The organism is Pseudorhodobacter turbinis (assembly GCF_005234135.1).
GTDB lineage: Bacteria > Pseudomonadota > Alphaproteobacteria > Rhodobacterales > Rhodobacteraceae > Pseudorhodobacter > Pseudorhodobacter turbinis.
Genome location: NZ_CP039965.1, coordinates 162,948 through 174,607, shown reverse-complemented (window position 1 = coordinate 174,607; position 11,660 = coordinate 162,948). Strand labels below are relative to the sequence as shown.

Genomic DNA, 11,660 nt, shown 5'->3' with positions numbered 1-11,660 from the left:
CCTTTTGCCACTGTCATACCCCCACATCAAAGCTGTCTATGCAATCCTCCTCCCTTACAGAGTGGCCGGGATATCGTCAAACCCTTGACCCTGCGCCACATTATCACGGGCATTTTGGTTGCCCTCCCCCCCCGCAATCGGGCATGAGGGGGCAAGGTCAACCAGACATGGCACCGCCACGGGTGTCGCCACATCGGAGTACACTATGAAAAAGCTGCTCGTCACCACGGCCCTCGCATTGGCCCTTGCCCCGCCCGCATTTGCACAAAGCAAGCTTTCGGAGGCCGAGCGCGCTGATTTCCGCGCCGAGGTTCGCGCCTATTTGCTGGAAGAGCCGGAAGTGCTGATGGAAGTGTTTGCCATCCTCGAAGAGCGCCGCAATACCGATGCCGTGGCCGATGATCTTGCCATGCTGAAAACCAACGCGGATGAGATTTTCAACGATCCCGCAAGCTGGGTTGGCGGCAATCCCGATGGCGATATCACCGTGGTGGAATTCATGGACTACCAATGCGGCTATTGCAAAAAAGCCTTTGAGGATGTGGCAGAGCTGGTGTCCTCAGACGGTAATATCCGCTTTGTTGTCAAAGAGTTCCCTATTCTGGGCGAACAATCGGATCTAGCTTCGCGCTTTGCGATTGCTGTTTTGCAAACCGACGGCGCCGAGGCTTATGAAAAAGTGCATGACGCGCTGATGGTGATGCGCGGCGCGGTGACGCCGGATAATCTTGCAAGCATCGGGGCAGATGTGGGGCTTGCAGATGTCGACGCGGTCATGGCGCATATGACATCCGCCAAAGTTACTGCCGTGATTGATGCCAACCGCGCCCTTGCCCAGCGTTTGGCCATCAACGGCACACCGACATTTGTGATCGATAAGACCTTGGTGCGCGGTTATGTGCCATTGGACGGCATGCGCCAGATTGTCGAAGGTCAGCGCGAGGGCTGAATGTTTGGCCGGGGGTAAAAGCCCCCGGCGCACCCCTATTTTCCGGCGGGTTCCGGCAGTTCTGTGGCGGCGTCCAGCTCTGTTGCGCGCTTTTCGACCAGCTCGACAATATGGTCGATCATCGCCTCATTGCCCAGCTTGTGGCTTTGCTTGCCCGCCAGATAGACCATACCCGATCCGGCCCCACCGCCGGTAAAGCCGATATCTGTCATCAGCGCCTCCCCCGGACCATTGACGACACAGCCGATGATGCTCAGGCTCATCGAGGTGGTGACATGGGCAAGGCGGTCTTCCAGTTCAGTCACCGTCTTGATCACATCAAAGCCTTGCCGCGCGCAGGACGGGCAGGAAATGATGGTCACACCACGGTGGCGCAGGCCGAGGGATTTAAGAATCTCAAACCCGACCTTCACCTCTGCCTCCGGCTCAGCCGAGAGTGAGACGCGAATGGTATCACCAATGCCGGACCAAAGCAGATTGCCAAGCCCGATGGCGGATTTCACCGTACCTGATTGCAACCCGCCCGCCTCGGTGATGCCAAGATGGATCGGCGCATCCGTGACCTCGGCAAGCTGGTTATAGGCGGCCGCCGACATGAAAACATCCGAGGCTTTGACGCTGATTTTATATTCATGGAAATCATTGTCTTGCAGCAGTTTAATATGGTCCAACCCGGATTCGACCATCGCATCAGGGCAAGGTTCGCCATATTTATCAAGCAGATGGCGCTCTAACGATCCTGCATTGACGCCAATGCGGATAGAACAGCCATGGTCCTTTGCCGCCTTAATCACCTCACGCACGCGTGAAGCATCCCCGATGTTGCCGGGGTTGATCCGCAAGCAGGCGGCCCCCGCCTCAGCGGCCTCAATCGCGCGTTTGTAGTGGAAATGGATGTCCGCAACGATAGGCACGGGGGACTCGCGGCAAATCTCACGCAGAGCCAGCGCGCTTTCGCGATCCGGTGCCGAGACACGCACAATATCGGCCCCTGCATCCGCAGCACGCTGCACCTGCGCAATCGTGGCCTTGATATCGGTGGTCGGCGTATTGGTCATCGTCTGGACCGAAATCGGGGCATCCCCGCCCACAGCGACCTTTCCCACCATGATCTGGCGGGATTTACGACGTTCAATATTGCGCCATGGACGAATTGGATTATGGGTCATTGGATACTCGGGGCCAAGGGAATTGCTTCCCCATTGGCTATGGCCAAAGCGACCGAAAAGCAACCGCTTGCTTGATCACAAAGACGGGCTGGAGGGGCAAAGCACCATTGCGTTATTCGCATCAGCTACGGCCACGGATTGCCCTGTCTCTACGTTCGGGAATTTTGCCTGTACCGCATCCGCCGTCAAGGCCACGTTTTTCACAACTTGCGCACCGGGTGCCGAGGGGCCAAATGTCTTGCCATTGACGGTAAAATAAACCGAGCCGGAATTGCCCGCACGCAGCACCGGTGCCGCCTCCATCAATGGGACGGTGTAGCGTTCACAGGAATCGAGCACCTTCTCAAGCAACACAGTCCCATCAGCCGAGGAGACCCGCACCCAAGACGGGCGCACGGCCAGAATTTCAACGATATTGGGGTCAGCGGCGACGACCTGTACTTCATTCTCGACGGGATCAGACTCGGGTGCGCCTGCCACTTCGGCAACCAGCTGTGCAATCGCGTGGCGCTGCGGATCAATCGCGGCAATCGGCCCATCGCGCGAGGTCAGCACAGGAACATCAAGCGCCTGAGGGCGGTAAAGCCGGTCAGAACGGATCGGCGTTTGCGTATTGGCAGCGATCGAAGTCGAAACCTCCTCGACAGCCTGGCTTTCCGGGGCCGAGCGCACCACAGGAGCCACACCTTGTACATTGCCCAGCGGATCAATCTCCGCGATGACTTGCGGGGCCTGATCTACGGGGGCAAGTTGCACCCGCTGCACCTCTTGCAAGACGGACCAGCCGCCATAGCCCAAGCCGCCAATCAACCCGAGCAATACCAACAGGGAACCAACGGCGCCCGGTTCCACACGCGACAAAATCGACTCACTGCGCGGAACGAAGGTCGCATTGGGGTTTGCCAAGGGATCGCCAAAATCCTGCACACGGCTACGCGCTTTGGTCAGGCGGACGGGGGATGCCTCAACAGACATGCCGTGCGCCAAGGTGAAATTCGCCTCACGGCAAAATTTCGCATAGGCCCAATCAGGGTCCATACCAAGATAGCGCGAATAGGACCGCACATAACCGGCAACAAAGCCCTGAGTTTCAAAAGCAGAGGTATCACAATTTTCAATGGCTGCAATATAGGTCGCCTTGACCTTCAACTCACGTTGAACATCGAGCAATGACTTGCCTAAGGTTGCGCGCTCCCCGCGCATAAGGTCGCCCAGACGTAGCTCGAAATCGTCAAAGCCTTTCGGCTTGTCGGTTTCGGACGTCGAAGGTGCTTTCCTTCGGCCGATCATCAAGTATGCCTCGTTTTCTGCCCCATTTCCTGCGTCTGAGTCGTATCACCGACTCGACGCTATCGTATTGCTTCTATAGTAGCACACTACAATCCAAATAGCACATCTAGATATAAATCAAGCCGTCAACTCGGCACGATTTAGCGCACATTGCTGCCAAAGTTTATCCATCGCCTTAACCAATGCGTCAATCTGGGCCGCATCATGCACCGGCGACGGCGTAAAACGAAGCCGCTCTGTCCCGCGGGGCACAGTGGGGAAGTTGATCGGCTGCACATAAATGCCGAATTGCTCCAGCAACATATCGGACAGCGCCTTGCAATGCACGGGGTCACCGACATGCACCGGCACAATATGGCTGCCGTGGTCGATCAGCGGCAGGCCGATCGCCTTCAGCCGGCTCTTGAGAATCCGCGCATGAAGCTGTTGGGCATCGCGCAAATGTTGTGCCGTTTTCAGATGCCGAACCGAGGCCGCAGCCCCCGCCGCCACCGCAGGCGGCATCGAGGATGTAAAGATGAACCCCGGCGCATAAGAACGCACCGCGTCACACATCTTGGCCGAAGCCGCGATATAGCCACCCGCAACACCGTATGCCTTGGCCAGCGTGGCGTTGATAATATCAAGCCGCCCCATCAGCCCGTCACGTTCCGCAACCCCTGCCCCGCGCGGGCCATACATGCCCACGGCGTGGACCTCGTCGATATAGGTCAACGCACCGAATTCATCAGCTGCATCACAAATAGCCTCGATCGGGCCAAAATCACCATCCATCGAATAGATCGACTCAAAGGCGATCAGCTTTGGTGCTGCCGGATCATCGGCAGCCATCAATTCACGCAGATGCGCCACATCGTTGTGACGGAAAATCCGCTTGGCCCCGCCATTGCGGCGCACCCCCTCGATCATCGAGGCATGGTTCAACGCATCCGAATAGATGATCAGCCCCGGAAACAGCTTGGGCAGGGTCGAAAGCGTCGCATCATTGGCATTGTAAGCCGAGGTAAACACCAAGGCGGCTTCCTTACCATGCAGATCAGCCAGCTCGGCCTCAAGCCGGTTGTGGTACACGGTCGTACCCGAAATATTGCGCGTCCCGCCAGAGCCTGCACCCGTGGCATCCAGCGCCTCTTTCATCGCCTCCAGCACAACCGGATTTTGTCCCATGCCAAGATAGTCATTGCCGCACCAAACCGTAATTTGACGCTGCTCACCATCCGGCTTGCGCCAGATCGCTGCAGGATAAGATCCTTTGTGGCGCTCGATATCGATGAAAGTCCGATAGCGCCCCTCTTCGTGCAAACGGTTGAGGGCATTGTCGAGGGCGGCATCATAGTTCATCTTAATCTCCAGCTTTCCCGCTCGAATCAGAGCAATTGCAGCGGGTTTGCGCCAATCTATGCAAGAATTGGCATCGGCGCTTTGATACTTATCAAGTCTTATAAACGAAAGAGGGCAATTTGACGCCCCCTTTTGCCAAATTCCCTGTCACTTAGGGTCTGCGACAATGATCTCACAATCGGGCGCGCCCTTATCGGCACAGGCTCTAAGCGCCAACGCCTGCGCTTGCACCCCCTTGGCCAGCGCGAAAAAGCCGGTAGAGGCAGAGGCGGCCATCGCCCGTTCGCCGCGTTTTCCGTAGTCAGATTTCAGCGCAACCGTACCCTCGACCGACAATTGCAAGGCACGCGCCTCCCAACCTTTAGGCTGCACAATGGCTGCAATCACACATTCATCTGCCGTTTTGCGCAACGCATTGCACCCCGCCAATGCCGCCGCCGAGGCCGCCTCGGCGCTGTGGTGATTGGCAACAAGCGTCGTCGCCTCGGACTTCAAAAGATCCTCTTGCGGCGCGATGGCAGCGGCGGCGTAATAGGCATAGCCCTTGACCACCTCCCCCAACAGCGCGGAATGTTCCGCCGAAAGCCCGTTGACGTTCAACAGCTGTACCTCTGATTTTTTAGCCGAAAAAAGCTGTTTTGTGGCCTGCTTGCCCGTCATCGGTTCAGCCAGCGCCGCCCCTGCACAAATCGCAAGCCCCAAGCCCGCACAGATCAACACCTTACCCGATTGCAACATCACCACACACTCCGTCTTTGCGATTCAAAGTCAATTCTGCGCAGGCTGTAGCCGATCTTACCCCCTCTGGACAGGGGCCGCGTTGCTGTTACCTTGCGCGTAATATCAAAAACCGGAGAGCGCCATGACCATCGAAGCCGTCCTAGCCCGCATTGACCAAGCCCTGCCCGAAGCCACCGACCGCTTGCTGGACCTGCTGCGCATCCCGTCGATTTCCACCGATCCCGCCTATCAGGCCGATTGCGACCGCGCCGCCGATTGGCTGGTGTCCGATTTGCAAGGCTTGGGGTTTGATGCCTCCAAACGGCCCACCCCCGGCCACCCTATGGTCGTCGCCCATTATGACGGACCCGAAGTTGCAGACACACCGCATCTGCTGTTTTACGGCCATTATGATGTTCAACCTGTTGATCCGCTTTCCCTGTGGGACCGCGACCCCTTTGATCCGCAAATTGAGGATACGCCATCGGGCAAGGTGATCCGCGGGCGCGGTGCCTCTGATGACAAAGGCCAGTTGATGACATTCCTCGAGGCGTGCCGCGCATGGCGCGCTGAGCATGGCCGCCTGCCCTGCCGCCTGACGATTTTCCTTGAGGGCGAAGAAGAATCCGGTTCACCCTCACTGATCCCCTTCATGCAAGAAAACGCCCAAGAGCTGCGCGCCGATGTCGCCCTGATTTGCGATACGGGGCTTTTCCAATCCAGAACCCCGTCAATCGTGACCATGCTGCGCGGATTGGTTGGGGAAGAAATCACCATCAAAGCCGCCAGCAAAGACTTGCATTCCGGCATGTACGGCGGGCTGGCGATGAACCCGATCCGCCTGCTATCGCAAATCATCGCGGGGCTGCATGACGATACGGGCCGCATCACCGTTCCGGGTTTTTATGACGGTGTGCCAGAGCTGTCGGATGAGATGCGCGCCCAATGGCAAGGCCTCGCCTTTGATCACGCGCGCTTTCTGGGCGATGTCGGCCTGTCGGTCCCTGCGGGGGAATCAGATCGCACACCGCTGGAAATGCTCTGGTCACGCCCGACCTGTGAGGTGAACGGCATCTGGGGCGGCTATACCGGCGACGGTTTCAAAACCGTGCTGCCCGCCGAGGCCAACGCCAAGATCAGCTTCCGCCTTGTCGGGCAACAAGACCCGCTGGCCATCCGCGAGGCCTTCCGCGCCTATGTCACGGCCCAACTTCCCGCCGATTGCACCGCAGAGTTTTCCGAACATGGCGATAGCCCCGCAGGCCAGATGAGCGTGGAAAACCCCGCGTTTGAACCCGCCCGCGCCGCCCTGACCGAGGAATGGGGCACAGCCGCCGCCTATGTCGGCTGCGGTGGCTCCATCCCGATTGCAGGCTACTTCAAGACTTATCTCGATATGGATGCGATGCTGATCGGCTTTGCCAAGGACGATGACCAGATCCATTCCCCGAATGAGAAATATGACCTGCAAAGCTTCCACAAGGGCATCCGGTCATGGGCGCGCGTGCTGGACCGGCTGACCACGGAAAAAGGATAAACCGATGACCCTATTTATACGCGACATTGCGCCAGAGGATGAAACCCTCTGGCGCAAGCTTTGGGCAGAATATCTGGCGTTTTATGCCGTGACCCTTGCCCCCGAGGTAACTGACCAAACATGGGCGCGGCTTGTTGACCCGCAGGCGGTTTTGCGGGGGCGCGTGGCGGTTCTGGACGGCGCGGTGATGGGCTTTGCCCTGCACCACCACCACATGTCCACTTGGGCCGCAGCCCCCGATTGCTATCTGGAGGATCTGTTCCTGACAGATGCCGCCCGTGGCCACGGAATCGGGCGTGCCTTAATGGATGATCTTATCAAGATTTGCCATGAGAACGGCTATTCCCGGCTTTACTGGCACACCGATGAGGGCAATGCCCGCGCACGCAAGCTTTATGACAGCTACACCGCCTATGACGGGCATGTGCGCTACCGTATTAAGCTGTAAGCGGTTGCGAATCGAGAAATGGCATATCAGCCCCCACAAGTTCGGGGCTGTTTGTCGATATGCTTGAAAATGATAGTGTATTAATGGCGCGGTTGACGGGACTCGAACCCGCGACCCCCGGCGTGACAGGCCGGTACTCTAACCAACTGAGCTACAACCGCGCTTTTAATACACGTTCGGGCGGGCGGATGGCGCGGTTGACGGGACTCGAACCCGCGACCCCCGGCGTGACAGGCCGGTACTCTAACCAACTGAGCTACAACCGCAGCACCGTCCAGATCCGCCCGAACGTGATGGGGTATTACGGAAGCACGCTGGCGGCGTCAAGCGGCCAATGTGGTTTTTCATCGCTTTAATCGAGGATTATTTTTGCGGGGCTGTCCGGGGCTATTGGAAACAGCAATCTGGCCCTCAACCAGCGTCTGAGGCGACAGCCCGCGCAAGCCGCGTCAGCTTGGCCCGCTTGAGTAAGGGCCGCAGCGCCTTCTCTTCGCCCGACAGACGCGAGGCAGTGGCGCGCACGGATTCCAGTGCAGTTTCGACAGCTTGCGGGTGATGGGACCACAGCTCCCACAGCAGGCCGTCGGGGTCGCGGCGTTCAAGCCCTTCGACGGCCAAAGTACCACGCGGGAAATCCTTGGCGTTCAGGGTGACAACTGCATCGGCATTGCCCGCAATCGCCACCGCCAGCACATGAAGGTCATTATCATCAGGCAGGTAAAGCCGCGCCTCCAGCCCCGGCTGGGCGGGAATGCGCGCCTTTGGAAACAGATCGCCAGCGCGGGCGATGGCGGCCAACGCCTCCCCTTCTGCCTGCGCGCCGTAACGGGCGGCGGCACGTTGCCACTCGCCCAAGATCCGGTCGGACCAGATCGGCATGAACAGCCCCTGCCCCGCCACTGCCAGCAGCACCTCCCGCATCACTGTCGGGAATAAGACGCACGCATCAAGGCAAAGCTTCACCCGTCAAGCCGGTAGAACAACGCCTTAAGGTATCCGCTTTCTGCCAGTTGTGGCAGCATCGGGTGGTCTGGTCCCGCGTGGCCTGTGTGGATCAATTGCCCACGCCGCCCCGCACGCCCGATGCCGCGCCCGCAAGCATTGCGAAACGCCGACAAATCGGCCGCATGCGAACAAGAGCAAAGCCCGAGATAGCCCCCCGGTGCCAGCAAAGGTGCCGCAAGCCGCGCAACACGCTCATAGGCGCGAAGGCCTGCGACCAGTGCCGGTTTGGCAGGCGCAAAGGCGGGCGGGTCACAGATGATCACGTCAAACTGCGCGCCCTCTTCGGCCAAGGCCTCTAGCACCGCGAACGCATCGCCTTGGCGGGTGGTGAAACGATCGGCAAAACCCGAAGCCTCAGCCCCTTGTGCGGCCAGTTTCAGCGCAGGCGCAGATCCGTCAACCGCCAGAACCGAGGATGCCCCCCCCGCCAAAGCCGCCAGACCAAAGCCGCCAACATGCGAAAACATGTCCAAAACCCGCGCGCCTTTTGACAGCCGGGCCGCAAAGGCGTGATTGGGGCGTTGGTCAAAGAAGAGACCGGTTTTCTGCCCGCCGATCAGATCCGCCATATAGGTGGCACCGTTCATCGGCACGGGGATTGGCCCGTCGACAACACCGTGCAAAACTGTGGTCTCCTCGGTCAGCCCCTCAAGGCTGCGGGCGCGGCCTGTGCCGTTTTTCAGGATGTTTTTCACACCCGTCACTGCGATCAACGCAGCAACCAGCGCATCGATATGCGCCTCGGCCCAAGCGGCATTGGGCTGGATAACGGCGGTATCACCGAAACGGTCGATCACCACGCCCGGCAACCCGTCTGCCTCGGCATGGACCAAACGATAGAAGGGCGCATCATAAAGACGCTCACGCATCGCATGGGCACGGGCAAGGCGCGCCTCTAGCCAGGCTTGGTCGATCACCGCATCGGGATTTTGATCAAGCATCCGGCAGATGATCTTGGAATTGGGGTTGACCGTGACAAGCCCCATGGCCCGACGGTCGCCATCTTCCAGCACCGCCAAGGTACCGGGGCTAAGTTTTTGCGTGCGCCGGTCTGTCACCAGCTCATCGGCGTAAACCCATGGGAAGCCATGGCGGATCGCCCGCGCCTCGGCTTTTGGTTTCAGGCGGACGACCGGCTGGGTGGCGGCATCGGTGCTTGCGGGGTCGCTGTCTTGCGAGGATGGGGTGTTGTTCATATTCTACCCTTTATCCTGTTCCGCAACGCTGGGAAAGCCCGTCTGTTTGTCTTGCCCCTTTTCAAACATGCGGTTTTTGGCCTAGCCTTGCCGCAACCCTGTTAAACTGCTTTCTTTTTGATCAAGTTAGCGCTAACATGCCCGCAATCACAGCCAATGAGGCCAGCCATGACATTGAACAGCACCATTGATCGGGTCACCGACCGTATTCGTGAAAGATCCGCAGGCTTGCGCGGGGATTATCTGACGCGCATGGCGGCGGCGGTGGCAAAGGGGCCTGCACGGGCGCATCTGTCTTGTGGCAATCAGGCCCATGCCTATGCCGCGATGACCGGCGACAAAGACGCATTGGTCGCCGAACGCGCGCCAAATCTGGGCATCGTGACGGCCTATAATGACATGCTCTCGGCGCATCAGCCCTATGAGCATTACCCAGACCTGATCCGCGCTGCCGCCCGGCGCGCAGGTGCCACGGCGCAGGTCGCAGGCGGCGTGCCCGCGATGTGTGACGGCGTGACCCAAGGCCAAGCCGGTATGGAGCTTTCGCTGTTCTCGCGCGATGTAATCGCCTTGGCGGCGGGTGTGGCCTTGTCGCATAACGTGTTTGATGCAGCGCTTTATCTAGGGGTTTGTGACAAGATCGTACCGGGGTTGATAATTGCTGCGGCAACCTTCGGCCATATCCCGGCGGTCTTTGTGCCTGCGGGGCCAATGCCATCGGGCATCCCGAACGATGAAAAATCCGCTGTGCGCAATGCTTTTGCCCAAGGTAAAGTCACCCGCACCGAACTGATGGCCGCCGAGATGGCCAGCTATCATGGTCCCGGCACCTGTACCTTTTACGGCACGGCCAATACCAACCAGATGTTGATGGAATTTATGGGCCTCCACCTTCCCGGCGCGTCTTTTGTCAACCCCGGCAACGGGTTGCGTGATGCCCTGACAGGGGCCGCAGTCGAACGCGCGGCGGCAATCACGGCACTTGGCAATACCTTCACCCCGGCGGGCGAAGTTCTGGGTGTGCGCAGTTTTGTGAACGGGATTGTCGGGTTGATGGCGACCGGCGGCTCCACCAACCTTGTGCTGCATTTGCCTGCGATGGCCCGGGCCGCAGGGATTGTGCTGGACCTTGAGGATTTCGCGGATATCTCCGAGGCGGTGCCCTTGATGGCCAAGGTTTACCCCAACGGGCTGGCCGATGTGAACCATTTCCACGCGGCGGGCGGGCTTGGCTTTATGATCGGGGAATTGCTGGATGCGGGGCTTTTGCACCCCGACACCAAGACGATTCTTGGCAAAGGCCTTGAGGCTTACCGCGGCGAGCCAAAGCTGCAAGGCGATGCGCTGGTTTGGGAAGAGGGCGCGCGCAACTCGTTGAATGAGAAAATCTTGCGCCCTGTGTCCGCGCCTTTTGCGGCTGTCGGCGGGCTGAAACAGCTTTCAGGCAATCTTGGGCGCGGGGTTATCAAAGTTTCGGCCGTGGCCCCCGAACGTCATGTGATCGAGGCCCCTGCCCGTATTTTCCACACCCAAGAGGCGGTGAAAGCCGCCTTTCGTGCCGGTGAGTTTACCTCTGACAGCGTGATCGTGGTGCGGTTCCAAGGCCCCCGCGCCAATGGCATGCCAGAGCTGCACTCCCTCACGCCGGTGCTATCGGTGTTGCAGGATCGCGGCCTCAAGGTGGCGCTGGTCACTGATGGGCGCATGTCGGGTGCAAGCGGCAAAGTGCCTGCGGCCATCCATATCTCGCCCGAGGCGGCCTGTGGTGGCCCGCTGGCCAAACTACAAGACGGCGACATCATCCGGCTGGACGCCACGACCGGCGTGCTAGAGGTGCGCGGCGTTGATCTTGGCAGCCGCAGCGATGCCGTCGCAGATCTGTCGGAAAATGCGCATGGTATCGGGCGCGAGCTGTTCGAAGTGTTTCGCCAAACTGTTGGCCCCGCAACTGAAGGTGCACGGGTGGTCTGACGCCCCCGCTGCCAATCACTCATAGATAAGGACA

General features: G+C 59.3%; 10 protein-coding genes and 2 tRNA genes. 4 read left to right on the top strand and 8 right to left on the bottom strand.

Features of this window, described 5'->3' with window-relative positions; all coding sequences use genetic code 11:
- The first annotated feature begins 205 nt into the window (after positions 1–205).
- Complete coding sequence (locus EOK75_RS13210; RefSeq protein WP_137194548.1) at positions 206–949, top strand: DsbA family protein; 744 nt, start codon at positions 206–208, stop codon at positions 947–949.
- 35 nt (positions 950–984) lie between these two features.
- On the opposite strand, the gene ispG is transcribed toward EOK75_RS13210, so the two are convergent.
- The 4 genes from ispG to EOK75_RS13190 all read right to left on the bottom strand — a co-directional run bounded on the left by ispG (position 985) and on the right by EOK75_RS13190 (position 5,487).
- A complete protein-coding gene (gene ispG / locus EOK75_RS13205) occupies positions 985–2,118 on the bottom strand; it encodes a flavodoxin-dependent (E)-4-hydroxy-3-methylbut-2-enyl-diphosphate synthase (RefSeq protein WP_137194547.1) in 1,134 nt (377 codons plus the stop codon).
- 75 nt (positions 2,119–2,193) lie between these two features.
- Positions 2,194–3,408, bottom strand: a complete 1,215-nt coding sequence (locus EOK75_RS13200; RefSeq protein WP_137194546.1) for a helix-turn-helix domain-containing protein — start codon at positions 3,406–3,408, stop codon at positions 2,194–2,196.
- A 117-nt stretch (positions 3,409–3,525) separates the two neighbouring features.
- The gene (hemA, locus tag EOK75_RS13195) at positions 3,526–4,749 is read right to left on the bottom strand and encodes a 5-aminolevulinate synthase (RefSeq protein ID WP_137194545.1); all 1,224 of its coding nucleotides are present in this window, start codon (positions 4,747–4,749) and stop codon (positions 3,526–3,528) included.
- A gap of 147 nt (positions 4,750–4,896) precedes the next feature.
- Positions 4,897–5,487 (bottom strand): 5-aminolevulic acid synthase, encoded by a 591-nt coding sequence (locus EOK75_RS13190; RefSeq protein WP_137195780.1) that lies wholly within the window; start codon positions 5,485–5,487, stop codon positions 4,897–4,899.
- A gap of 124 nt (positions 5,488–5,611) precedes the next feature.
- Here EOK75_RS13190 and EOK75_RS13185 point away from each other — a divergent pair, with 124 nt between their 5' ends.
- A complete protein-coding gene (locus EOK75_RS13185) occupies positions 5,612–7,006 on the top strand; it encodes a M20/M25/M40 family metallo-hydrolase (RefSeq protein ID WP_137194544.1) in 1,395 nt (464 codons plus the stop codon).
- 4 nt (positions 7,007–7,010) lie between these two features.
- On the top strand, positions 7,011–7,454 hold the full coding sequence (locus EOK75_RS13180) for a GNAT family N-acetyltransferase (RefSeq protein WP_137194543.1): 444 nt from the start codon (positions 7,011–7,013) through the stop codon (positions 7,452–7,454).
- Positions 7,455–7,538: 84 nt separating this feature from the next.
- Here the strand turns inward: EOK75_RS13180 and EOK75_RS13175 are convergent.
- The 4 genes from EOK75_RS13175 to EOK75_RS13160 form a co-directional block, all read right to left on the bottom strand.
- Positions 7,539–7,615 (bottom strand) — tRNA-Asp (locus EOK75_RS13175).
- Positions 7,616–7,643: 28 nt separating this feature from the next.
- Positions 7,644–7,720 (bottom strand) — tRNA-Asp (locus EOK75_RS13170).
- Positions 7,721–7,865: 145 nt separating this feature from the next.
- Positions 7,866–8,417, bottom strand: a complete 552-nt coding sequence (locus EOK75_RS13165) for an RSP_2648 family PIN domain-containing protein (RefSeq protein WP_137194542.1) — start codon at positions 8,415–8,417, stop codon at positions 7,866–7,868.
- Complete coding sequence (locus EOK75_RS13160; protein ID WP_137194541.1) at positions 8,414–9,655, bottom strand: RSP_2647 family RNA methyltransferase; 1,242 nt, start codon at positions 9,653–9,655, stop codon at positions 8,414–8,416. The genes EOK75_RS13165 and EOK75_RS13160 overlap by 4 nt, the downstream gene beginning before the upstream one ends.
- A 168-nt stretch (positions 9,656–9,823) precedes the next feature.
- Between EOK75_RS13160 and edd the strand changes: the two genes are divergently transcribed.
- Positions 9,824–11,626 (top strand): phosphogluconate dehydratase, encoded by a 1,803-nt coding sequence (gene edd, locus EOK75_RS13155; protein WP_137194540.1) that lies wholly within the window; start codon positions 9,824–9,826, stop codon positions 11,624–11,626.
- Positions 11,627–11,660 lie beyond the last annotated feature (34 nt).